Here is a 25045-nt window from a genome sequence, read left to right as displayed (position 1 = left end):
AGGGATTGGGCATCGGGGATTTTTTTATCAATGATATTGTAAGTTTTGCGTGCGATTGCCCTTGAGTCATGCTCTTTTCTTGATAGGCTAGGGCTTTAAGCAATCATAAAGACGAATGTAAAAAAATGGCGATCGCGCTTTAGAGTTGATGCTTTGGGAATACTAGGGTAATGAGTATATATTTCAAATCTAGTAACCCATAGTATCATGCCGACATTTTTTAACGCTCCTTTCCAGTCTAACGGTTTTATTCCCCACGGACATTGTTATCTCTGGAAAACTGGATTAGTTTGGCTCCACATTATTTCGGATGCGACGATTGCTCTTGCGTATTATTCTATTCCCTTCTTACTGATTTACTTTATTACTAAGCGCAAAGATGTTCCTTTCAATGGAGTATTTTTGTTATTTGGTGCTTTTATCATTGCATGCGGTAGTGGACACTTAATGGACATTTGGACGCTTTGGCATCCAGACTATTGGATTGCAGGTAGTTTAAAAGCTCTAACTGCCATTATTTCGATATACACTGCATTTGCATTAATTTATCTCATGCCTCAAGCTTTAATGCTACCTAGCCCAGCCCAGCTAGGAGCTATTAATCGAGCGCTTTCAAGTGAAATCGTCCAGCGCAAGCGCATTGAGACAGAACTACGCCTTGCAGAAGAAGTCGCTCAAAACTCCAGCCAAGCCAAGAGTGAATTTCTCGCTAACATGAGTCATGAACTACGCACACCACTAAACGGCATTCTCGGCTATACACAAATCCTCCAACGCACAGAATCTTTGAGTGAGAAAGGACGCAAAGGAGTCGGCATTATTTACCAATGTGGTTCCCATCTTTTAACTCTAATTAATGATGTTCTCGATCTTTCCAAAATAGAAGCTCGGAAACTCGAATTGCATCCTGTTGATTTCTATTTGCCTGCCTTTATAGATAGTGTGACTGAAATTTGTCGCATCCGAGCAGAACAAAAAGTGATCGCATTTCATATTCAACTCGATCCTGATTTGCCAATAGGGATTCATGCTGATGAAAAACGCTTGCGACAAGTACTAATTAACTTACTTAGTAATGCGATTAAGTTTACTAATCAAGGCAGTGTTACTTTCAAAGTTCAGGTCATTGGTCAAGAATCAAATACTAATAAAGAGACTAACTACAAAATTCGCTTTGAAGTCATAGATACAGGTACAGGTATAATCCCTGAACAAGCCGAGAAAATCTTCCAGCCCTTTGAGCAAGTAGGAAATCAGAAACGACAATCTGAAGGTACAGGGTTGGGATTAGCAATCAGCCAAAAAATTGTTTTATTGATGGGTGGTCAAATTCAGGTGCAAAGTACCTTAGGTAAAGGTAGCACTTTCTGGTTTGAGGCAAAATTCCCAGAATCTAAAGATTGGGCAAAAATTTCTAGAGTGGTTGAGGAAGGAACCATTATTGGTTATCAAGGACAAAGGCGCACCATTTTAACTGCAGATGACAAATGGGAAAACCGATCGGTAATTGTAAATTTACTAGAGCCAGTTGGATTTACTGTTATAGAAGCTAGTCAGGGCGAAGAAGGATGGGAAAAGGCTCTAGCACACAAACCAGACTTGATTATTACTGACCTAGTGATGCCGATATTGGATGGATTTGAATTTATTGGTCGCTTGCGTCAATCTGAGCAATTTAAAGAGATTACTATTATTGCTTCATCGGCCAGTGTGTTTGCAGCCGACCAGTATAAGAGTATTGATTTAGGTGCAGATGCATTTCTGCCAAAGCCTGTAGAAGCTGAAACACTACTAGAAATGCTACGACAATTTTTACATCTCGAATGGATTTTTGACAGTAAGTTAGACACAATCAAAAAAAATTATGCAGGTAATTCTGAACAAGCAAATGAGATGATTTATCCTGCCAATGAGGTTTTAGAACAATTACTCGAACTCGTACAAGACGGGGATATTCAAACAATTTTGGAGATGGCCGAACAACTTTCTGCATCGAATCAGCAACTAAGAGTTTTTACTCAGCAACTTGTCCAGCTTGCTAGTAATTTCCAACTCAAACGGTTGGAAATTTTTATTCAACAAAATATCAATTAATTTCAGAGAAATTTTCGTTTTCAATTCATCATGAACAAAACTGCCAATACCGGATTTATTCTGATTGTGGATGATAATCCGACAAATTTATCTGTCCTCTACGAAGCACTCAATAGTGAGGGTTTTCGTTTTCGTGTTGCAGTGGATGGAGAAAGTGCGATCGCTCAAGCTGAACGCAATCAACCAGAATTGATTTTGCTGGATGTACAAATGCCGGGTATTGACGGATTTGAAACTTGTCGCCGCCTCAAAGCCAATCCCGTTACGCAAAACATTCCGATTATTTTCACCACTGCTTTAGCAGATACAGATAGCAAAACAAAGGGATTTTCTCTTGGTGCAGTAGACTATATCCCGAAACCGTTTGCCCAAGAAGAAGTTATTGCCAGAGTGCGGGTGCATTTACAACTCAAACAATTGACTGAATCTTTGGAACAAAAAGTTAGCGATCGCACTAAAGCTTTGCAACAAGCCCAAGTCAAACTGGTACAGCAAGAGAAACTATCAACACTCGGAGAGTTAATCGCTGGTATTGGTCATGAAATCAATAATCCCATCAACTTTATTTCTAGCAATATTCCACCCTTAGAAGAATACATTGCAGCAATAACTCAGTTGCTTCTACTGTACAAACAAGAGTATCCAAACCCAACAGCCAAAATTACTACTGTTATTGACGACTTGGATTTGAATTTTATTCTTGAAGATATGGGAAAAATTTTGAACTCACTTGAGCTAGGAAGTCAACGAATTATGAAGCTTTCTAATTCGCTCCGCAACTTCTGTCGCTCGGATAGTGATGCTAAAATATCTGCTGATTTGCACCAAGGACTAGATAGTACATTAATGATTTTGCAACACCGTCTCAAAGCTAATAGCGATCGCCCTGCCATTGAAGTTATTAAAAGTTATGGAGCATTACCACAAGTCAACTGCTATCTAGGACAGATGAATCAAGTATTTATGAACATTCTGGCAAACGCAATTGATGCCCTTGATGAAGCTATAATCCAAGGCAAAATGAGCAATATAGTTCCTCAAATTAAAATTTCCACAGAAATAGATTCTCAACAATTAGTTGTAATTCGCATTAGTGATAATGGGATTGGTGTTCCTGAACGGCTGAAAAAACGCTTGTTTGAACCATTATTTACCACCAAAAACGTTGGAAAAGGGACTGGACTTGGCTTGTCCATTGCCTATGATATAGTTGTAGAGAAACACAAAGGTGGATTAGAAGTGAATTCTCAACCAGGAATGGGAACCGAATTTATCATCAAAATTCCCACATAAGAGCAACATTTAATTAGTTAGAAAATGGCTCTAGGATTTATTATATTGGAAACTAAGAAATAATTTTCTCAATACCCAATATCTAAGTTTTATTTAGAGTGAATATTTTAGGCGATCGCATTTTTAGTTGCGATCGCTTATTTCTCTGGTTCAAGTAGCTCAAAAGAAAATTCCATATCTTGAGGAAAACTGCGCGACGCTCAAGGACTCGCTACCGCTGCGCTATCTGTTTCCTGCCGCGACCATATCAAGCCCGAAGCCCTTACCCAGGGCGATGGATTGCAGACTTAGAGAGCATCAATCAAAGCCAGTTCTGCAATGACTCAAACCGAGCAAATTCCGACTCTAGCTGCCATTGAATCCGCGCGCGATCGCTCTTTTGCAAAAACGCACTGCACCCTTGAGAAACAGAGGTTTCACCAGGGGTATCGCTTGCACAAGCTGAAACCATTGCCTTAAACTCAGGGGACTCCCAGAGACTATTTCCCGGAGCGAAACTATATTCTAAGCTGTTGCGAGCCAGTCGCTTGAGGTCTTTATATCCCAGCCTATATCTTGTTGCCGCTAACAGATACTCATGACTTAAATCAATGCGGGAAACGCCTTCATCATCGGAAGCAAGGGTCATTGGTACTCCAGCCTTCCAATACTCCATAAAAGGATGCTGATCTCCCTGAACATTTAAAATAACCTCATTACTGGTCAGGCAGATTTCGACCAACACGCCAAGTCGCCGCATTTGCTCCATTAACTCGAAGGGACGCTCCTCAAAAAGAATATCTACACCATGTCCAATGCGAGAGGCCTGTGCTACTTCTACAGCTTGCCGAATATGAAAACGTAAATCCTCTGTCGGAACCAACCCCAGAGTTAACTCTCCAGCATGGAGGGCGACCTTGACATCGGGATATTGGCGTTTGAAAAATTGCAGCATTTGCATTTGTAACGTGTAGTCGCGCAGTGCAATCGGGTTGTCTTCTGGGGCGACAAGATTGATGCCAACTACCCGCGAATCTGATGAATCTAGTGCAAAGGCATAAGCTAACTGAGCAAACACTTCAACGGGCGACTTTGTTCTTGTCGTTTGCTGCAAATAGCTCACTTTCACTGCACATCCAGGCTGTGCTGATGGAGTACCGCAACCGAGTGTTTTCGAGACTTCGCCCTCCAACTGTGCAAGTTGCTGGCTGCCGAGTGTCACTAGCTTGGTTAATCCTCGTTTGAGCAATTGACGGTGCATCAGAGCAAAATTTTTATTCCAACCAACTTCACGCCCTAGCTGTCGAACCTCGCTGCCCTGAACGGTAAGCATTAACTCTAGATAGGTAATATGCTGCGAAGCTGCCCGATTTGCTACTTCCGCGACCATATCATCCCGACGGCTCATAGAGTCTGATATTGTCCCAAAACCACTAAAAGCCTCAAAAAATTGGTCGTGTCCAGATTTTCCGGCAAATTGGAGGTTACGAGTAGACCAACGATTTATTAGGGAATCATAAACAGATGTTCGGTTGAACAATTCTGAGGCGGGAAAATAGCTACTGTCCTGACCGCAAGCCTTAGGTTCAACTAAAACCTCCGCCTTTGGATTCACACAATACCCATCGCTGGCAGCCCACTCCAGATAGTGTTCTGCGTACACAGCCCCGCTTAGATGACTGTGGATATCTCCTCCCTTCGGCATTCGCTGTACAAATGCTCGTAAAGCGGCTGGCTGGGCGCGATGGGCTTCAAACCAACTAGCAGTTTCAGCTTCACTCCGAGTCGAGGACTGCTGCGAATTAGATGGGACTTGGGCTACTACGCTAAAGATGAAACAGCTAGAACTCGTTAATACTCCTAAAAACAAATACAAGGGCGCTCGTCTATGCATATAGATTTATTTTTTCATGCCAGAATTATCTGGTTAAATTTCCGCATTATTTTAGCCTTTATCTGCGGTAATTAAGCATTAGACCTCTTGCAAAAGTGCTTTTTGCAAGAGGTGGGAAAAGGGAAAAGGTTAAAGGGAAAGGTGGGGTCCCCTTTTCCCGACTTCTGCAAGAAGTTTATTGAAATAGTGATAAGCTGATGCGCCCCAATGACTAGATACATTTCAACTCCACCTATACGCAATTCCTATGGATCGTGAGTTATTTGCCATCCGTCTTTTTCAACAACGCGTTTAACTTGCTCGTGATACAAATCTTTTGCCATATTATGGGTTGCGTTGAGGAACTTGAGCGATCGCTAATAAATCACAGCACTAGAACATTTTAATTAAAATTTGACAGACTAAAAACCTTATGTATGCTGTAATATTTAGTTGTGAATAGCGCGATCGCAGTTTAAATTATGAGTTTGAAAAAAATACTGTAAACCCAACCATCAGCAACAAATGCGACAGATTACTAAACAGCGATCGCTTCATCAATAAAATTGCTGTCAAAAATCTGGAGAGCATCTCACCTTTGCAAATATACCAGGCGATTAGAAATAGCGGCTACACAAACTCTTGTCTGCCTACGTGGACTCAAAGAATTTGAAACCCACCTACGTGGGTTTTGTCTGTATAGCCAAGCCAGTGCGGTTTTCTCCCAAAGGGAGAGGCTAGCGCCTTTCCTTCTCTACGAGACGCTACGCGAACGGAACGCTATGCGAACGCGGAGCGTCTCGTAGAGAAGGGAGTTTCCCCCATCAGTAACTGCCGCGCGAATTCTATTCATCAGGGTAGGTGTGTTTTTACACTCATTAAGATGCTCCCAAAATCTGTTGATAAAGCGGGACATTAATGCGATCGCTAAAATATTCTGCAAAAATGCTGCGACTGAGGAACTGACAAGCTTACGGAAGATAAAAAACTAATCACACTTGTGGAAAAAACTTGGCCAACTTACACAAAGTGAGAAAAATTATTCAAATATTTGATTTATACTTTTAGGTTCGTCTAATTATCAAAGAGCATTAAAGTTGTATGTCCAGCCTCAGTTCCGACATGGTTCGTGTTTATTTGCAAGAAATTGGTCAGTTTCCCTTGTTAACAGCAGACCAAGAAATTGCTTATGGCAGGGAGGTACAGCAAATGATTGTCATTGAGCAAGACAAAGATGCCCTTAGCCAACAATTGAACCGCGAACCAACTTTGAGCGAATTAGCTCTACATCTTAGCAAAAGCGAAGTTGAACTGACTCACATACTTCAGCAAGGGAAACGAGCTAAGCAAAAGATGGTCACAGCAAATCTGCGGCTGGTGGTTTCCATTGCCAAAAAGTATCAGCGCCGCAATGTGGAGTTCTTGGATTTAATTCAAGAAGGGGCGATAGGTTTGCAACGAGGTGTGGAGAAGTTTGACCCTAACCGCGGCTATAAGTTATCAACTTATGCATACTGGTGGATTAGTCAAGCAATCACCAGAGCGATCGCCGAAAAATCGCGCACTGTTCGCTTACCAATTCATATCACTGAAAAACTAAATCAAATTAAGAAAGTACAGCGAGAACTGTTTCAAACACTTGGTCGCACTCCCACTATTACAGAAATTGCCCAAGCTTTAAACCTACAGCCAGAGCAGATTCGGGAATATCTTAGTGCATCTCGTCAGCCATCTTCTCTAGATTCAAAGGTGGGAGAAAATCAAGACACCGAACTTAGTGAACTCTTAGCTTCGGAGGCCATTTCACCTAATGAACAGATCGCTGTTGAACTTCTGCGTCAAGACATGAATAACTTGTTGGCATCACTCAAACCCATGCAGCGCGATGTCTTGACTTTGCGCTTTGGACTTGAGGACGATCAACAGCTCAGTTTGGCTCAAATTGGCCAACGCTTAAATGTTAGTAGAGAACGAGTTCGTCAAATCCAGGTACAAGCAATTAATATTCTGCGGCGTCAACAACCTGAACTTGCACAGTATTTATCTTTTTAGTACCATGATGACTATTTTTACTGATTTATCGGTGCAGAAGACTGAGAGCTTAAACTCTCTTTGCGGAACAAAATATTTTTCCACGCTACCAACGGAAAATAGAACCTGTAAAGTATCCGTGAAGTATCTGTAAAAAAATCAACTCTTAACTAATCCATAATCTCTCTGTCATCGACAATCCGATAATCTAAATTACCTAACTGAAATGGTGTGGGCAGGGGCTAATTGTCCAAAATGCCCTCACCCACTCAAAGAATAATTAAGAGATAGATGACAACAAAGCTTGGCTACTCATTATTTCAACGCGTCACCACTGCGCGTTTCCTACGTAAAATGTGTTTACTGGCGCTGACTGTGCCGTTCCTAGTCAGTTCCGTAATGAGTTTGGTAATTGCCAGCGAGAAAGAGAATGAGGACGAGAACGAGTCATACGCTATTGGGCTTTGGGGCGATCTCCCCTACTCAGACCTACAGGCGACGACGGGAGTGCCAAACCTCATTGCTGATATGAACGCGCAAAACCTGGCATTCACAGTCCACGACGGCGACCTGAAGGCGGGTAACTCTACGCCCGGCTCAGTCACGCCAACGACCTGCAATAATGCTCTCTACACCCAGGCACTCGGCTACTTCAACGCCCTGAAATCACCAGCAGCCTTCACACCAGGGGACAACGATTGGACTGACTGCGATCGCTCTTCAAACGGTGGATTCAACTCACGCGAGCGCCTTGACTACGAGCGTCAGGTATTCTTCAGCACAAAATTTTCCCTGGGGCAGCGTCGGCTAGTCCAGGAGGTGCAGACAGCACCCCTGTGTCTGAGTGCAAACGACACCGCAGTGCCATGTGTTGAGAACCGTCGCTGGACTGTCGGTAAGGTTACTTATGCAACACTCAATATTCAGGGTTCGTGCAACAACCTATGCGACACTGCGCCAGACCCTCAAGAGTATGCGGCGCGAAACGCGGCTGATATTGCATGGATGAGAGAGACCTTTCAGGCTGCAAAGGCACGCAATTCAGTGGCGGTTATGTTTATCTCCCAAGGTAATCCGGGGTGGGATCTCACCGACGGAACCAGAGCGCCTTTGCGCGATCCAAAGACACTTGCTGAAACCGATAGCCAGCCTGACGGTTTCCAGAGCTTTTTATTAGCTTTGCGCGATGAGGTGATTGCTTTCCGTAAACCGGTTGTTTACGTAGATGGCGACTCGCACTACCAGCGCATTGACAAGCCATTTCTGGATGCTCAAGGCAGACGCATCGAGAATTTCACTCGTCTCGAGACATTTGGCGACAATGCGGCGAACGGTACCAACGATGTGAATTGGGTCAAAGTAATCGTAAATCCCTGTAGCCGAGAGGTGTTTTCCTATCAGCAACAGATTGTTCCCGGTAATCGAGTGGCAGTTCCATCTCCGTAACATCAGGCAGTTTCGGCATTGCTGAATAATGGGCTGATGCGCGGACGCAAAGATGCGGAGATGGGGTGATTCTGTCTCGATCTAAATTCTCAAATTATCCCGCAATTATGCAAAGCCGCAGTTTCTATCTAATTGTTGGAAACTGCAAATATAAAAGTCCAAAACTGTAATCAAGGTCATTTTAGCTGACCTCAAAGAACAAAACAGGGGGTGTGACTTGAACACATTCCCCCTATGATATGGTTTAACTTTAAGATTGATACAATACAGATTCTTGCAGGGGAGGCAGGGGGAGCAAGAATATTGATTTGTATCAATAATTTGGTGAAATCCTATAAGCAGAAATACCACTCGTCCTGCAATTGATTCAAACAGGCAGTAATTGTTAGAATCTCCAAATTTAGCCTTAGCCTTTAAAAATGATGTCGTACAGTGAGATCAGAATCTCTACGACAATCAGAATTACTACATACCACTCTACTCGCTGGCTACTGCTATGTTGCATAAACTCTAGAACTGTTTGTGCGGTTTGAGTAATTAGCTCTAGTTTCCGTTCCAAGGCATTGTGACGCTCCCGGATTTCGTATTCATCTTCCAAGCGCAGATATAAGTTTTCTAGCTGTGGAGACTCCCAGAGCAACTCCGGTTTATCGATGATTTCTACTCGACCCACAATCTTATGTTGAACTAACAGCGTAGTCCCAAGTTGACGCAGTAATTCCCGGCTCTGGCGTCTTCCCCTGTTTTCACGCTGGAGACTAGCTGCAAACGGTTCAATTTGATCGAATACAGTCGCTAGGCTGGTTTCATAATGAGATAGCACAACACTCTTGGCAAGAATATCAGCTACTATCTGTAAGCGTTCTACACTAAATTCATGGAGCAAAATTTTTCCTTCTTTAGCTCGTTCACTCTCCCCAAAGTTGAGATGAACTTCCACCTCTTCTGTTTCTGGGTTGGCAAAAGAGCCACGAACTCGAGAGGATAGTTTAGTCAAAAAAGCTACCTTTTCTACAGACTCCAGGTTAAACAGGACAACTGCACCATAGTCAAACAGTACTGCACAGGCGTATTCACCCACTGAAACCATTAATGGCATAGTCGCCAAGCAAACGTCATCCTCCAAGGTCTTTAAGTTAATATCCTCACCAAGAAATAAAGCCTGGGCTCTAAATCTATCTCTGTCATGAAAAAGAAGTTTTTGCATTGTCGCCCGGAAGCTATTTTCTGCCTGTTGAACTGCCTGAGTTGCGATCGCCACTTATGTCTGTTCTCAGATATCGCTACAATCTCAGCTTACCAATAAATCCATCTAGCACTGCTACCAGGGACTTCCAAATTAACTATGAATTATTGTCATCTGGGAAAATAAAATTAATAATACGCTCCTACAAGGCTGTAAGTCAAACTAGCTAGTACTAATAAAGTAACAATCACATAAATAAATTCTCGTTGTAGTAAAAACGCGAATAGAGAAACGATCACGCGCACAATGGGAGTAGCGATTAAGAATAATAGTCCCAGTTGAATAATACCGCGATCGCTACCTGATAAAACTGCTTTGACTACACCTACTGGGGAACAAAATTGTGATGGTTCTCCCTGAAAATAGTTATATTCAGCAGGTTCACCGCCATGATGAACCAGATAAAGTATACCACCCAGCAACACCACAGCACTAGCCATCAAAACGCCATATTTTAGAAGGTTACTGAGCAAATATTCTAATTGCTGCTCACTTGATGTTTTTGTCAGGTTATTATTAGCATCAATCTCAGAACTGTTAGTAAATTGTCCTACTGTGCTAACGCGCTGTTTTTCTAATTGTTTGATATTAGAGTCTTGATTTTCCTGCGGTAAGGTTAGTGTAACCACTTCACTATCTGGCTTTGCCGACGATCCCCAGTGAAAGTCAGGATTAAATTTATACATTTTACAGCCCCCCTATTAGACTGTTGTAGACCATTTTCAAAGCCATTACCACCATCACAACACTGAAAATAATTCTCAAGATTTGCGTATTACTTCCTGTAAGGACTCGTGCGCCCAAGAAAGCACCAGGTAATACTCCCAACATTACGGGCATAGATAGTCCCGGATCGATGTAGCCCCGTGCTAAATAAACTCCGACTGATGCTGCTGCTGTTACACCAATCATAAAATTGCTAGTGGTGGTGGAAACTTTGAAGGGTAGACGCATAGCTTGATCCATTGCCAACACCTTAAATCCTCCCGAACCAATACCAAGCAATCCAGAAAGTACACCAGCTAGGATCATCATGCTAAATCCCATTGGTACTGAATGAACTTGATAAGACATCACTCCATCAGGAGTTGGATAACTATTATTTAGTTTTAGATAGTTTGCTAGGGGATCTGCCGATTCATCTTCAGTATTTTCTATTCTCGGTTTTTGTGAAAGATATGCTGAATAAATCAGGACGATCGCTAATACAACAGTTAGGGCTTTCACAGACACAAAAGTAGCAATGATTGCTCCTGCGATCGCTCCAATAGTTGTTGCTACTTCTAAAAACATTCCCAAGCGTAAATTAGTATAGCCTTTTTTTATATAAGTAGATGCTGCACCCAAAGAAGTCGCAATTACAGATACTAGCGAAGCCCCAACAGCATATCGAATATCGACGCCAAATACAGAAGTTAATAAAGGAACAATTACGACTCCACCCCCTAGACCAGTTAACGCCCCTAAAAAGCCAGCGCTAAATGAACCAAGCCAAACTAGTAAAGAAAATTCTAAAATCGACAAATTTCATACCTCTTTTTTTAAATGTATACCAAGATGCCAAAATATATTTTGTATTCTTTGAAACTTAAATGACAAGTTTTTTACTGTTGACAGGTATCAATAAAGTTGAAGTAGTTATCAGTTTTCACTAATAACTGTTAAGTATTTTGTCGAAAACCCAAAAATCTATTTTTGCTCAGCTAAGGGACTTAACATATTGCAGTATTTTTGGTCTTGGTGTCACGGTGACTACACCAAAAGACCATTGACTAATGACAGCCTCTTCCGAACATAGATAATGCGCCAACACTAGTCAGACTGCAATTAAAAGGCGTAATAGCTTAGTGACTTTTTGGTAGTTTAATCTTCAGTTATCAACTTTACTTCTTCGGGAAGTAAAGTGGTTTCATCTTTGGCGGGTTCTTCGTCTACAGTTTTGGCTGTAGTTAAATACGGTTTGATAATTAAATTGACGCCAATTGTCCAAGCTAATGTAACCATCCAACCTGCGAGAATGTCGCTGGGAAAGTGAACTCCTAAATAGAGACGACACCAACCAATAGCCATAATATATAAGCTACCGAAGATGAAAACCAACCAACGCCAGGGGTTAGCCCAACTTAGAATTAATACAATTGCTACCAATGTTACACTTGCCATAGCATGACCGCTAGGAAATGAAAAACTCAATTCAGGTCTAATAGACTCCCACAGATGAGGACGCACTCGATGCATGAATTCCTTACCTGTGCAACTGATGATGACACTTCCAATTGAAATGGTGATTACGTAAGCTAGCGATCGCCAGCGCTTTTGAAATACTAATATTAGTATGATGGCAGATGCGATCGCTACTCCTGTCCAAGGCGAACCAATTCTAGCCAGCATTACTGCTAAAACATCCAATTGTGGGTTTTCTGTAGAATGAACGGCTAACAGAATCGGTACATCCCACGGAAAGCCATCTGTATTTTCCCATACCTTCACTGCTAGGGTTTTAAAGACCTGCAAAGGTAAATATACCCCGATTAAGAGGAGTAAGAGCGATCGCCAACGTACAATCAATAAATCTTTCAAAAAAGAAAACAGCGATCGACTTTCTTTATTGACTTTTTTAACACTTTGCATTCTGATTCCCGACTCCTGACTCCTAAATACTTTATTGAATCAAGTATTAAATGTCATCTGCCACTAGTTAATACTTTTACTATAATCTTGAAAAGTTCCACACTGTTTACAGTACGGCAAATGTTTATAGGTAAGATTATGACAGTTTTCAGATTCCAAATATTGATAATAACCGCAGTGGGGACAGTAGGGATCGTGACGTCGAATTTTTTCGCAGAATTGAGACAGAGTGATTTTTCAACTCTGTTAGCTGCTTGAACTTTAGCATTAAAAACAAATTTTTGAAAAAACTTGATAATTCCAAAACGAACAAGCGGAATTAGCAAGATATAAACATAATTGATTAAGAAAAGCAACCCACCAAAAAGAGAACTAATTACATCAAATATAAATTGAAATATTGCGTCGATTTGCAGAAATTCAAAGATTTTAACGAACAGTGGGATAAAGAATATAACTAGGAAATGCCAGCTAATGAGCGAGATCAGTCCATATTGTCTTCCTTGGGCAAATTTATAAACTGATAAAGCAATGATAATCAATGGTAGAAGAAAGAGAGACTGAAAACCAAGCTGGATACTTGGATACCAAAATGATGCTTTTTGATATCCTTGGTCAATTTCTCTAAATTGATTTTCATTTTTAATAAAGGCTAGAAAAATAGTACTTTGTGGTTTTGCAACTAGTTCATTATTAATATTAAGTTAGGTGCTAAGGTAGCACATAGTGCTACCTTAATGAAACCTACTTAGCAGAAGCGAAGTACGCTGTTAGCGCTTCCGATCCACCAATTAATTTACCATTGATAAATACTTGGGGAACTGTTGAGGCACCTGTAACTGCTTGTAAAGAGCGTGTGGTGATATCTTTTCCTAAGGTAATTTCTTCGTAGTTCATCCCATGTTCCTTGAGCATCGCCTTAGCAGCAGCACAGAAGGGACAACCTACTTTTGCAAACAAAGAGACTAATTCGGGTTTGATGGCTTGGGGATTGATATATCTGAGCATTGTTTCAGCATCAGACACTTTAAAGGGATCTCCTGGCTCATCTGGTTCAATAAACATCTGGTTAATGACGCCATCTCTTACCAGCATAGAATAACGCCACGATCGCTTACCAAATCCCAAGTCTGATTTATCTACCAGCATTCCCATGCCTTCAGTAAATTCACCATTACCATCGGGAATTAGTGTAACATTTTCTGCTTCTTGATCCTTTGCCCATTCATTCATCACAAAAGCGTCATTGACAGAAATACAAATAATGTCATCGACACCATTTTCTTGGAAAACGTTAGCTAACTCGTTGTAACCAGGTAGATGAGTTGATGAACAAGTAGGAGTATAAGCACCTGGTAAGGAGAAAACAACTACTGTTTTATTAGCAAATAACTCATCGGTTGTTACATCCACCCACTGGTCATTTTTACGAGTATGAAAAGTGACATTGGGTACTCTTTGTCCTCGGCGATTGGGGAACATTATTTTGCTTGCCTTTAGTAATCAATACCACTAATATCCTACGATCGGATTAGTGGTTTCATCTAACTGTCAATTAGCTAAGAAACTTCATTGATAAATGGAGCGATCGCTGCTACAAATTCAGCGGTTGATTCATATGGTAAAACATTGCGCCCATTGACTTTTATCCCTCTACCTTGAGGTAGACAAGCGAGGTAATCAGCCAAGCGTTCATCTGGCGTTTCTTTTTTACCTTCTTGGCTAATACTTGATGCGGTTTCTCCTACAACTACTAGCGTCGATTGCTGAATCGAAGCCATTGAGCTACTATAATCTTGTCGCCAAAATCCTGCTAAAAAAGAAAACACTGCATGGCGACTAGCGGGATTTTTTGCACCTGTAACCAAGGTATTTAACCACTCTGTATCGACAGTATTCTCTGAATCGAAGAGTTGACGAATTGAGAAAGAACGTAAAAACTTTGGCGTGCGTGCATAACGATAAAAACCACTCCCAAAAGGCGAATCTAACAAATTCCAAAGAATTTTTTGCTGCAATTCTGGAGATTTCTTCGTAATTACAGCCCAAGCTGGTGGTCCACAAAGAACTAGTCCAGCAATTAAATTTGATTCCTTTTGGACTAATTCGATCGCAACAGGTAATAAAGCACCTTGTACAACTACAATAACAGGTTTCTGCACTACTGTTTGTAAAAAGTATTGCAACTGTTCTGCCCAATCGCTAGGAGTATAAGCCACATGAGGCATATCACTTTCACCACATCCTAGTAAATCGGGATTGTAAATCAAATTACGCTGACCTGAATTATACCACTCGCGCTGGAATCGCTGCCAAAATTGCCGCGATAATCCAACACCAATCGGATGAATTAATAGTAAGGGAATACCCTCAGATATTGTATTAATTGGTTCATGGACTTCATAGGCGCAACGATAATTATGCCAAGTGTAAAACTGGCTAGGAGATGCTGTCAAATCGTTTGTGTTAGCTACAGCAGATGGTTGCATAATTCCTAGTTTGAATACTTCCTAAAAAATCATCTGTGGATGAATCAACTCATATCCAGCTTCTTTGAGCTTTTCATTAGATACCCAGGCATTATATGGGCGGTTACTGCTGGTAGAGGTATCCCATATAACTTTAGGTAAATTATGTTTGGCAAATAAGCCATCGAGTAAGTCTCGACTAGTGAGATGTGCGTCATCTACTAAATTATAAATGCCTTGCAAGCGACGGTTACGAGCAAATTCGATCGCCCCAACAATATCATCCGAGTGAATCCAATTCGTAATATCCTCGCCATTACCAGGACGAGTAGCACCAGAATATCTACCAAATATTTTCACTAGTTCTCTGCCATACCCATAAATTCCTCCTAAACGGAAAATACAAACACGGAGATTTTCACTAGATGCTGATAATAACACATCCTCAGTTTTGCAGAGAATTTGTGCATTTAAATTAGCAGGTGCAACGGGTGTTTCTTCATCTACCCAAACACCATTTCTGTCACCATACACTGCATAACTTCCTGTGTATATTAGTTGCTTAACACTGGGAATATGTCGCAAGACTGAAACTAAAGTATTAGCAGTTTGCAGATAAGTTTCTTCATAAACCTCTGCATCTTTTGCACCAACACTCAAAAGTACAACATCCTGATTTTGTAAAACTGATTTTAGACTATCGAAGTTGTTACCTTTCGTAACTACAACTCTTTGGGCTACTGGTTGTAGTGCAGGAACACGTTCAGGAGAAGTTGTGGTTGCACTGACAACAAAATTCATATTTTGCTGCCAATATTGAGCAACTTGATAACCAACATAACCACAACCAATGATTGCAACGTTCATGGCAAAGTAGACGCAAATAAATTAAATAAGAATTCAGAATTCAATCAGGGGAATTCAGCAGAAAGTCTGAGATCTAGCCTTCCCCCAAATTAAAAATCTCAAATTGGCGTTGTCAATAGCCAATAATACAAATGACTATTTTGCTAATTCATTCTCAATTGTAGTAATTAGCTCTGGTGAAGATGGGTGAACACTACTATTAAATCGAGCTACCACTTCGCCTTGCTTATTAACTAAAAATTTTTCAAAGTTCCAAGCAACAGGCTCAGTTGGCTCCAGAGCTTTGGTCAATCGCTCATAAAGTGGATGCTGCTGTGAGCCTTTGGCATGAACTTTATCGAATAGTTCAAAAGTAACATGATATTGATTTGTACAAAATTTTACAATCTCTTCATTGCTTCCTGGTTCCTGCGCTCCAAAATCGTTACATGGGAACCCCAAAATACGTAACCCTGCTTCTTTGTACTTTTGGTTTAACTTTTCTAGTCCATCGTATTGGGAAGTATAACCGCAGTAGGAAGCGACATTGACGATTAAAAGTACTTTTCCTGCGTAGTCGTTGAATTGCTTATCTTGGCCGTTGATGGTTTTGACCACAATATCAGAAATTGCGTTACTCATCTTGAATCTGAATTTATAGGGAATATTGCCAAGTCTCCCATATTACAGGTACTTTAAACCCTGTTTGTTGAAGGAAACTATTGGTCTGTCGCATTAATTTTGCACGGTTTAAAATTCTCCTTGTCCCGGTGTCAGCTTCAACCCATTAGTTCTGATAGGTGAGGGTGGGGAGTGAGGAAAGATGTTTTGTTTTATCTGACATCTTGGCTAAGGTATGGCTGGGCTAGTGTAACTGACTGATGAAGATAGCGATCGCCTGTGACTACACTTGTGATAAGCTGTTACACATTTAATTTGTACATTTACCTAATGACTGATGACTGAAAACCCGTCAACAGTCAACAGTCAACGACCATCAAGAGTGTTTATATACTTTAGACGCGCATCAGCTTAACCTGTCATCAAAAATATCAGGTGAGCTATGGCAATTCTCAAATTATCACAAATGATAAACGACAAATGACAAACCACACTATTCGCGTTGTTGCTCGGATGATTGCTTTACCTAACAAAGTAGAGGAACTAAAAGCTGTGTTGTTGGAACTCATTGAGCCAACCAGACAAGAACCAGGTGCAATCAAGTATGAACTTTTACAAAATCAGCAGGACCCAACAGACTTTACTTTTTTAGAAGAGTGGACTTCTGATGAAGCCCTGAATACTCACCTGAATTCACCCCATTTCCAAGCCGGAGCAGCCAAACTCGAAGCTTTGCTAGCTGCGACGCCAGATATCCGCCGTTACCATCTTTTGGCATAGTGGCATAATTACAGCTTTTGTTGGAGCTAAATTCTGAGATTGAAGCGATCGCTCCAGAATCAATGCAGCATTCTGAAGTATCTTGATTCTGAACCCTTAGTCGAAAATTCAAAGCTGCAAGACCTATGTGCCAATTACTCGGAATGAACTGCAATGTCCCAACGGATATTTGCTTTTCTTTTGAAGGGTTTTCTGCACGGGGAGGAAAAACGGATCATCATAGCGATGGTTGGGGCATTGCTTTCTTTGAAGGAAAGGGATGTCGGATGTTTTTAGATGCCCAACCTTCTGTTGCTTCTCCGGTAGCCGAGTTCGTGCGGAGTTATCCTATCCACTCAACCCATGTCATCGCCCATATCCGTAAAGCTACTCAGGGTGAAGTTGCCCTAGAAAACTGCCATCCTTTCCGCAGAGAATTGTGGGGTAAGTATTGGGTATTTGCCCACAACGGTAATTTACCCAATTTTCATCCCGAAAATATGGGCTTTTATCAAGCCGTAGGTGACACCGATAGCGAAAAAGCATTCTGCACGATCCTAGAAACATTGCGATCGCACTTTCCTGAAGGTGAGCCTGATATCAAGGAACTATACTCAGTGCTGCAAGAAATTACTGCTGTAATTGCCAAACTGGGTATATTTAATTACTTATTATCCGATGGAGAACACTTTTTTGCTTATTGCTCAACCAAACTAAGCTACATTGTCCGCCAAGCACCCTTTACTGCTGCTCACTTGATCGATCAAGACATGACTGTAGATTTTCGGGAGGTAACTACTGAACGCGATCGCGTTGCCGTTATTGCTACTACCCCCCTGACTGACAATGAAGTTTGGACACAAATCCAACCAGGCGAATTGCTAGTATTTCAGGATGGTTTACCTCGGAAATATCCCCTTAGTTAAGAACCGCTACTAACTAAAAGCGCTTGTTGTTTTGCTAGGACTTGTTTGCGTAATAAGAGCAATTTTTTATCTTTAATGCCTTCTGCCATCAATCCCTCGACAGTTCTCATTAGATAATCAGCACAGGAACCCAATTTTCCCGATGCCGTGGCAATACTATTAACGGTGGTTGTTAATGGTATTTGATGAGCGTACCTGGGATGTTGACGATTGGCAACAAAGGCGATCGCTTTGAATTCCTCTGTCCCATCAAAAACCCTTACCCAACGAGCAAGGTAAACACCAGCTATCATCTCCCGTCGCCAAATTAGCAGTAATTCTTTTGGCACATCGGCAGCAGCAATTCGATAAATAACGCCACGACAACTACCGCCGCGATCGAGTCCTAAGAGTAATCCCGGATTCTCTGGAGTCCCGTGACCAAGGATCATCCATGTACAGAAGCGGCGATGCCAACCATAAATAATCCCAGTACGGCGCTCAATGTATGTGATTAAGGGATTCCAAATTAGCGAACCGTAGGCAAATATCCAGATATCAGAATTTGCTGGTTGCTGTTGTAGTGTTTGCTGAAGCGATCGCTGTAACTCATCTTCACTCAGTGTAGTTAGCTTGATTCCAGAGTGTGATGCTTCTAATAGTCTCGTCTGTTCGTTTCCGGCTTCGAGGTCGCTACGACTAAGTGACATAATGCAGATTATTTTAGTTATTTAATAGCAAATTGCTTGATATTTAGCTAGCTCATTCTCATCACAATTTAATATTTCAAACTCAGGTATTTGTAATTATCCATAGAACTGATAAAATCACCATATTCTCGATAGAGAATATGAGGTTTTTGTGTATTTGTAACCAGATACCCACAAAAATCTAGTACCATAATACAGTTATTACTGTATTACGATCTAGTAAGTGTAGATTTAGCGGAGGAAAGAGAATGAGTTTGTGGCAACGCCCACTGAAAAGATTACAAGCGATGTCTTACGACAAGCTGCTTCGCATCTACGCTGAACATACAACATATCGGTTCAGACTAAATTCGCTCAAAGGCTTTGTATCACTCTTTTTGGTAGGTACTGTATTGAGTGTGGCGCTTGCCGCCTGTTCTGGTGGAGGAACTGGAAGTAGTTCTTCCTCTGAAACCCCTAATGCTACTACTGTGGCTGCAAGCAAAGATAACGTTGAACTAACTCTGGTTTCCTTTGCGGTTACGAAAGCGGCTCACGAAGCAATCATTCCCAAGTTTGTCGAACAGTGGAAGAAAGATCATAATCAAACTGTCACCTTCAAGCAAAGCTATGGCGGCTCTGGTTCCCAAACTCGCGCCGTTATCGATGGTTTGGAAGCAGATGTTGTTCACTTGGCACTAGCTGGAGACACCTCAAAGATTGAAAAGGCTGGATTAATCCAGCCAGGATGGGAGAAAGAAGTTCCCAACAATGGTATTGTCTCCAAATCGGTGGCAGCATTAGTTACCCGTCCCGGAAATCCGAAAAATATCAAAAACTGGGAAGATTTATCTAAAGACGGTATAAAACTAATTACTGCCGATCCGAAAACATCAGGAGTTGCTCGCTGGAATTTCTTAGCTCTTTGGAATTCAGTCATTAAAACTGGTGGAGATGATGCTAAAGCCACTGAGTTTGTGACCAAAGTCTACAAAAACGTACCTTTGTTGACCAAAGATGCACGTGAAGCTACTGATGCTTTTTTCAAGCAGGGTCAAGGTGATGCCTTGATTAACTATGAAAATGAGATTATCTTGGCAGAACAAAAGGGTGAAAAGTTAACTGCGATTATCCCTGATGTTAATATCTCCATCGATAATCCCATCGCAGTGGTAGACAAAAATGTGGATAAGCACGGCACGCGTGAAGTTGCCGAAGGTTTTGTCAAATATCTATATACTCCAGAAGCTCAACAGGAGTTTGCAAAATTAGGATTCCGACCGGTGGATGATACTTTGACTCTCAGTAAAGAAGTTGCAGACAAATTTCCTAAGGTGAAAACTCTGGGTACAGTTGCAGACTTCGGCGGTTGGGATGGAATCAATAAGAAATTCTTCGCAGATGGAGCTATTTTTGACCAGATTCAAGCCAAGAAAAAGTAATTAGTTATGGGGAATTGGGCAAAACATTTCTGTTAGCGGATAGCTAAGGTTTAGTCCGTGCTGAGTTAGGAGTTTTGTTTATTTCCTTATCTCCTTGCTTTCTTGTCCTCTTGTCTGCCTACTACTTTGTTAAGTTAGTTTTGAGGGTTTGTAGTAAGCACTTTAGTGCTTAGAAAATAAGGACTAAAGTCCTTACTACGAACTTGCTTACCCATAAATTTAAACTTGACAAACTACTACTGGTCTGTCCCATTAGTTACCAGGGGTGAACTCATTCTTAATTTTTCTTCCTTTGCGCCCTTTGCGGTTCATTCTCTTAACCCTCAAAATTAATGGGACAGACTAGGAATTCCCTACGCTCCTTTTCAGTCAGTGGAAAAATAACAACCATAGCTGACAAAAAAGTTTTTTGATTCTTTGATTTTTGAATTCGGAGCGAAGCCACATGACTCTATCTCCTTCTGGGGAAATTGAACGGAAAACGCCATTCTGGAAAAAATTGGGGCGGGTTCCTTGGACTTGGCGAATCACCATTGCATACCTGACGGTGATGTTATTTATCCCCATAACTGCCATGTTCTTGAAAGCGAGTACCGAACCTCCTGCAAGATTTTGGGCGATCGCCACCAGTGACATCGCATTAGCAACATATAACGTCACTTTTTTTACAGCAATATTTGCAGCCTTACTTAATGGCGTATTTGGAACTTTGATTGCTTGGGTTCTGGTTCGCTACGACTTTCCCTTAAAACGCTTGATTGACGCCACAGTGGATTTACCCTTTGCACTACCAACATCGGTAGCAGGGCTAACCCTGGCAACAGTTTACAGTGATAATGGCTGGATCGGTTCGCTACTAGCACCACTAGGAATTAAGGTATCTTTTACCCGCACGGGAGTAGCAGTAGCAATGATATTTATCTCACTACCTTTTATTGTGAGAACTGTGCAACCTGTGCTTCAAGAAATGGAACATGAAATTGAAGAAGCCTCTTGGTGCTTGGGTGCTTCTCAATGGCAGACTTTCTGGAAAGTGATTTTACCGCCTTTATTTCCGACAATTTTGACTGGTGTTGCCTTGGGTTTCTCCCGTGCAGTTGGGGAATATGGTTCAACTGTGATTATTTCTTCTAATACACCCTTCCAAGATTTAATCGCACCAGTGCTGATTTTCCAACGATTAGAGCAGTATGACTATTCTGGTGCAACAGTAATTGGCATAGTTTTACTATCAATTTCCTTGGTACTGCTATTAGCAATTAATTTCTTACAAGCATGGGCAAGGCGATATGACACTAGATAAACCAAGTTTTCACTCATCTGCATCTGTATCTGATATAACCAAGCCTAAAGAGCAGAACAACTGGGTGCCAATAGTTTTAATTAGTATAGCGATCGCCTATTTAGCCTTAGTTCAATATATCCCAGCAATTAACGTTTTTTTCCAAGCTTTCAGCAAGGGAGTTGGGCCATTTTTGTCCAACCTAACGCGACCAGCCTTTCTCCATGCAGCTTGGTTGACACTGTTATTGGCCGTGATTTCTTTACCTGTAAATACAGTATTTGGTTTATGTGCAGCGTGGGCGATCGCTCGTCATAAATTTCCCGGACGCGCCGTAGTTTTGAGCATTATTGATCTACCCTTTTCCATCTCACCCGTAGTCGCAGGATTAATGATTGTCCTACTTTACGGACGCAATGGGTGGTTTGGCCCTTGGCTCCAAGCACATGATATCAAGATTGTCTTTGCCTTTCCCGGTATGGTGCTGGCTACAGCCTTCGTGAGTATGCCCTTTGTGGCGCGGGAAGTGATTCCCGTTTTAGAGGAATTCGGCAAGGATCAAGAAGAAGCAGCTAGAACTCTAGGTGCAAAAGATTGGCAAATATTTTGGCGCGTTACCTTACCCAGTATTCGTTGGGGTTTACTCTACGGTTTAATTTTGACCAACGCCAGAGCAATGGGTGAATTCGGCGCAGTTTCAGTGGTATCAGGCAACATTGCTGACCAAACCCAGAGCCTACCACTGTTTGTAGAAGATGCTTACAAACAGTATGAAACCGAAGCTGCCTTTTCTGCCGCTGTACTGTTAGCGTTGCTAGCAGTAGTCACCTTAGTGCTGAAAGAGATTTTAGAACGCAAAACCCGCATCAAAGATGTTGAATAGTTAAATTTGGGGCATGGGACATTGGGCATTGAGCATTGGTTATTTCTCCCTCATCTCCTTTATCCCCCTTCGCCCCTCTGCCCCTTCCCCTCTATGGCTAGTGAAAATCATGGCTAGTGACAATACACTCACCAATAAACGGATTAGACTCAGAATTCCTAAAGATTATCACCAGGAACCTGTGATTTCTCGTCTGGTGTCTGATTACGGTCTGACTGTGAATATCACCGCAGCAATTCTGGGAGCCAATGCTGTCGGTGATGGTTGGTTTGACCTGAAATTACAAGGAACAGATGCACAAATTCAAAGTGGACTAACTTATCTCCACGACTTGGAATTAGAAGTCTGGGATGATGCCAAAGCAAGCGATTGGTAAACTAAGCTAAAACACATATTTTCATAGTGGCAGATTCTTTCTCCTCTGCGTCCTCTGCCTCCTCTGCATACACAACGATGGAATATTTTTTTAGTTGGAAATCCTTTTTAAGGCTTCCTCGAAGGGATCTAGATTTAAGGCTTCAGTTGTCATCTAAGTAAGTGAGCGCTAAAAAAGACAACTAAATTAAGACATGTAAATCGCTTAAAAGCCTATATTTGATGGAATTGTGGCGCTTTACATAAGTTTGCGTAGTTTAGTTTAATTGTGCCTAGCTACTTAAATGATGTAAATACCGTCAGTATCCAGCATTTAGAGGTTAGAAGAAGAAAAATTAAATTAATATCGCAAAAAAAGAAGTAAGACTTTAGTTTTTGTCAAGTATCTAAAGATAGTTACATTAGAGAGATTCTTGAATGAAACTATCCAAAGACATATATTTCATCTGTCTGGGTCTGTTTTTCACAAGCCGATGAAAGCTGTTTACAGCCGATAGTCTATGATGGTTGTCAAAAAAACATTTGTTTTTCTTCAAAGAGATAGCTTTCTGAATATTCATCTAAATACAAGCACATACTAAACTTTGGAGACTCAATGTATATCAAAGAATCTACCAATTATTTTGCTGAAATCAAAAATGGTCGAAGGTATCGTGTTTTAGTGGCAGAGAATGAAGAGCTAAATCGGAGAATGCTAGATGTAGCATTATCGGAAGAAGGCTATGAAGTAATCACATCTATGAATGGGCGCTCTACTATAGAATATTTGACTTCACTTCAAACCAACTCAGGAGAATCTGGTTTTGACTTAGTGATTCTAGGCTTAATGTTGCCGGAGCTAAATGGGCAAGAGATTTGCCGTTTAGTACGTAAGGAAGGAATTTTAGTACCGATTTTGATGCTGAGTGCTAAAGATAGTGAAACTGATTGTGTATTAGGTTTAGAAGTAGGAGCAGATGATTACTTAACAAAACCGTTTGGGATGCGGGAGCTAATAGCTCGTTGTCGAGCATTACTACGTCGCCAACGGTTTGCGGTTTCGCCACAAACATCACGATTAGAGTACAAGGATATCAGTTTTAATGCTCAAGAGTGCCGTGTGCTAGTTCGTGGCCAAGAGGTGAATCTATCTCCGAAGGAGTTCCGTCTACTAGAAATGTTTATGAGTTATACACAGCGGGTATGGACGCGACAACAGATACTAGATAAGATTTGGGGAGAAGATTTTGTCGGAGATAGTAAAACAGTAGATGTTCACATCCGATGGTTGCGTGAAAAGTTAGAACTAGACCCAAGCTGTCCAGAATATATTGTGACAGTAAGAGGTTTTGGTTATCGATTTGGCTAAAAAGATTAGCAATAAATTGTACTAAAGATCGTCTGGAGGATTAGTACTAAAATTCTTCATGGTCAAGTAATTTTCTTTCTCAAAAAGTAATCTTTACCTTGGTAAAAACTTGAGATTGAGAAAAGAATAAGCTGATGCGCGTCTAAAGTATATAAACACTCTTAATGGTTGTTGACTGTTGACAATTAATGGTTAACAGTCATCAGTCATCAGGTAAATGTACAAATTAAATGCGTAACAGCTTATACTTGTGGATCGGAATGATATTGAAGAATTACTGCTAAGAATAAAGTTCTGGACTAATCCCCAGAAATTCATTAGCAACAAGCGATACCAAAATATTTTCGTGGTCTGAAGTTATTTGAATTAGCCAGCGCTTGTTAGATTGGTTTTGTTTTGGTGTTTCCCAACCACAAACTACTCCAACTTTTCCAACTACGTAGGCAGGATGTAAAATCAAAACTTTATCTCCAGCTTGGATATGCTCTGAAGTATGAAACATGGTTAATTTAATTTTGCTCAAGTTATTTATAAGATTGCCAATAGCGGCGGTAGTTAATACATAATTATGTCATTGCCGTCATTGCTGCCATTGCCAAATAATTGCTTATCTTGATTACCGCCAATAATGGTATCACTGAGGAATGGCACAAAGACCCGTGTGAACCCTTGGCAGGGTGTACTGTTTAAGAAAATTGAATTTTAGTGCGTCGAACAGAACAACATCTTTTTTATTCTCCACACGTAAGACCCAACACCTCAAAGCCAGGAATATTAAGGATTTACGCTTTTTTTAGTGCCATTAGTGTCACTGAGTTTTGTATTTTTGACATC

23 protein-coding genes and 1 pseudogene are annotated in these 25045 nt (G+C 41.2%); 11 read left to right on the top strand and 13 right to left on the bottom strand.

Annotated features, from left to right (window positions below; genetic code table 11):
• Positions 1-207 precede the first annotated feature (207 nt).
• Together ACFG4S_RS14340 and ACFG4S_RS14335 are read left to right on the top strand one after the other, a co-directional pair.
• Entirely contained in the window at positions 208-2094 is a 1887-nt protein-coding gene (locus tag ACFG4S_RS14340; RefSeq protein ID WP_392535426.1) for an ATP-binding protein, read from the top strand.
• 30 nt (positions 2095-2124) lie between these two features.
• Positions 2125-3387, top strand: coding sequence for a sensor histidine kinase (locus tag ACFG4S_RS14335; protein WP_392535425.1), 1263 nt, complete (start codon positions 2125-2127; stop codon positions 3385-3387).
• Positions 3388-3688: 301 nt separating this feature from the next.
• Here ACFG4S_RS14335 and ACFG4S_RS14330 read toward each other — a convergent pair whose 3' ends face one another.
• Together ACFG4S_RS14330 and ACFG4S_RS14325 are read right to left on the bottom strand one after the other, a co-directional pair.
• Positions 3689-5260 carry an adenosine deaminase gene (locus ACFG4S_RS14330; RefSeq protein ID WP_392535424.1) on the bottom strand — a complete coding sequence of 524 codons (1572 nt, stop codon included), beginning with the start codon at positions 5258-5260 and terminating at the stop codon, positions 3689-3691.
• A 245-nt stretch (positions 5261-5505) separates the two neighbouring features.
• Positions 5506-5583, bottom strand: a complete 78-nt coding sequence (locus ACFG4S_RS14325; protein WP_392535977.1) for an element excision factor XisH family protein — start codon at positions 5581-5583, stop codon at positions 5506-5508.
• Between the two features lie 757 nt (positions 5584-6340).
• Here ACFG4S_RS14325 and ACFG4S_RS14320 point away from each other — a divergent pair.
• Both ACFG4S_RS14320 and ACFG4S_RS14315 read left to right on the top strand, forming a co-directional pair.
• The gene (locus tag ACFG4S_RS14320) at positions 6341-7291 is read left to right on the top strand and encodes an RpoD/SigA family RNA polymerase sigma factor (protein WP_392535423.1); all 951 of its coding nucleotides are present in this window, start codon (positions 6341-6343) and stop codon (positions 7289-7291) included.
• 270 nt (positions 7292-7561) lie between these two features.
• Positions 7562-8716: a hypothetical protein gene (locus tag ACFG4S_RS14315; RefSeq protein WP_392535422.1), complete on the top strand. Its 1155-nt coding sequence runs from the start codon at positions 7562-7564 to the stop codon at positions 8714-8716.
• 406 nt (positions 8717-9122) lie between these two features.
• Here the strand turns inward: ACFG4S_RS14315 and ACFG4S_RS14310 are convergent, their stop codons facing one another.
• The 9 genes and pseudogenes from ACFG4S_RS14310 to ACFG4S_RS14270 all read right to left on the bottom strand — a co-directional run bounded on the left by ACFG4S_RS14310 (position 9123) and on the right by ACFG4S_RS14270 (position 16549).
• A complete protein-coding gene (locus ACFG4S_RS14310) occupies positions 9123-9923 on the bottom strand; it encodes an RMD1 family protein (protein ID WP_392535976.1) in 801 nt (266 codons plus the stop codon).
• 167 nt (positions 9924-10090) lie between these two features.
• Positions 10091-10648: a DUF1634 domain-containing protein gene (locus tag ACFG4S_RS14305; protein ID WP_392535421.1), complete on the bottom strand. Its 558-nt coding sequence runs from the start codon at positions 10646-10648 to the stop codon at positions 10091-10093.
• Position 10649: 1 nt separating this feature from the next.
• On the bottom strand, positions 10650-11486 hold the full coding sequence (locus ACFG4S_RS14300; RefSeq protein WP_392535420.1) for a sulfite exporter TauE/SafE family protein: 837 nt from the start codon (positions 11484-11486) through the stop codon (positions 10650-10652).
• A 339-nt stretch (positions 11487-11825) separates the two neighbouring features.
• Positions 11826-12593 (bottom strand): phosphatase PAP2 family protein, encoded by a 768-nt coding sequence (locus ACFG4S_RS14295; protein ID WP_392535419.1) that lies wholly within the window; start codon positions 12591-12593, stop codon positions 11826-11828.
• A 63-nt stretch (positions 12594-12656) separates the two neighbouring features.
• A pseudogene (locus tag ACFG4S_RS14290) lies at positions 12657-13294 on the bottom strand (hypothetical protein); the annotation flags it as partial.
• 43 nt (positions 13295-13337) lie between these two features.
• Positions 13338-14075: a glutathione peroxidase gene (locus ACFG4S_RS14285; RefSeq protein ID WP_392535418.1), complete on the bottom strand. Its 738-nt coding sequence runs from the start codon at positions 14073-14075 to the stop codon at positions 13338-13340.
• 77 nt (positions 14076-14152) lie between these two features.
• A complete protein-coding gene (locus ACFG4S_RS14280) occupies positions 14153-15082 on the bottom strand; it encodes an alpha/beta fold hydrolase (protein WP_392535417.1) in 930 nt (309 codons plus the stop codon).
• Positions 15083-15103: 21 nt separating this feature from the next.
• On the bottom strand, positions 15104-15928 hold the full coding sequence (locus ACFG4S_RS14275; RefSeq protein WP_392535416.1) for an SDR family oxidoreductase: 825 nt from the start codon (positions 15926-15928) through the stop codon (positions 15104-15106).
• Between the two features lie 135 nt (positions 15929-16063).
• Positions 16064-16549 (bottom strand): glutathione peroxidase, encoded by a 486-nt coding sequence (locus tag ACFG4S_RS14270; protein WP_392535415.1) that lies wholly within the window; start codon positions 16547-16549, stop codon positions 16064-16066.
• 459 nt (positions 16550-17008) lie between these two features.
• Here ACFG4S_RS14270 and ACFG4S_RS14265 point away from each other — a divergent pair, with 459 nt between their 5' ends.
• On the top strand, positions 17009-17308 hold the full coding sequence (locus ACFG4S_RS14265) for a putative quinol monooxygenase (RefSeq protein ID WP_392535414.1): 300 nt from the start codon (positions 17009-17011) through the stop codon (positions 17306-17308).
• 125 nt (positions 17309-17433) lie between these two features.
• Positions 17434-18213, top strand: coding sequence for a class II glutamine amidotransferase (locus ACFG4S_RS14260; RefSeq protein WP_392535413.1), 780 nt, complete (start codon positions 17434-17436; stop codon positions 18211-18213).
• On the opposite strand, the gene ACFG4S_RS14255 is transcribed toward ACFG4S_RS14260, so the two are convergent.
• Entirely contained in the window at positions 18210-18902 is a 693-nt protein-coding gene (locus ACFG4S_RS14255; protein WP_392535412.1) for a gamma-glutamylcyclotransferase, read from the bottom strand. The genes ACFG4S_RS14260 and ACFG4S_RS14255 overlap by 4 nt on opposite strands.
• A 248-nt stretch (positions 18903-19150) precedes the next feature.
• Between ACFG4S_RS14255 and ACFG4S_RS14250 the strand changes: the two genes are divergently transcribed.
• From ACFG4S_RS14250 to ACFG4S_RS14230, 5 genes are all read left to right on the top strand, one after another.
• Positions 19151-20323, top strand: a complete 1173-nt coding sequence (locus ACFG4S_RS14250; protein ID WP_392535411.1) for a sulfate ABC transporter substrate-binding protein — start codon at positions 19151-19153, stop codon at positions 20321-20323.
• Between the two features lie 445 nt (positions 20324-20768).
• On the top strand, positions 20769-21626 hold the full coding sequence (gene cysT / locus ACFG4S_RS14245; RefSeq protein ID WP_392535410.1) for a sulfate ABC transporter permease subunit CysT: 858 nt from the start codon (positions 20769-20771) through the stop codon (positions 21624-21626).
• Complete coding sequence (gene cysW / locus ACFG4S_RS14240; RefSeq protein WP_392535409.1) at positions 21613-22488, top strand: sulfate ABC transporter permease subunit CysW; 876 nt, start codon at positions 21613-21615, stop codon at positions 22486-22488. Before cysT ends, cysW begins: the two co-directional genes overlap by 14 nt.
• A 109-nt stretch (positions 22489-22597) precedes the next feature.
• The gene (locus ACFG4S_RS14235) at positions 22598-22864 is read left to right on the top strand and encodes an NIL domain-containing protein (RefSeq protein ID WP_392535408.1); all 267 of its coding nucleotides are present in this window, start codon (positions 22598-22600) and stop codon (positions 22862-22864) included.
• 594 nt (positions 22865-23458) lie between these two features.
• Complete coding sequence (locus tag ACFG4S_RS14230; RefSeq protein ID WP_392535407.1) at positions 23459-24211, top strand: response regulator transcription factor; 753 nt, start codon at positions 23459-23461, stop codon at positions 24209-24211.
• A 280-nt stretch (positions 24212-24491) separates the two neighbouring features.
• Here the strand turns inward: ACFG4S_RS14230 and ACFG4S_RS14225 are convergent, their stop codons facing one another.
• Entirely contained in the window at positions 24492-24713 is a 222-nt protein-coding gene (locus tag ACFG4S_RS14225) for a hypothetical protein (protein WP_392535406.1), read from the bottom strand.
• Positions 24714-25045: the final 332 nt, after the last annotated feature.

This window comes from Nostoc sp. C117, assembly GCF_043099735.1.
Taxonomy (GTDB): domain Bacteria; phylum Cyanobacteriota; class Cyanobacteriia; order Cyanobacteriales; family Nostocaceae; genus Nostoc.
This window is presented reverse-complemented; position numbering and strand designations above follow the sequence as displayed.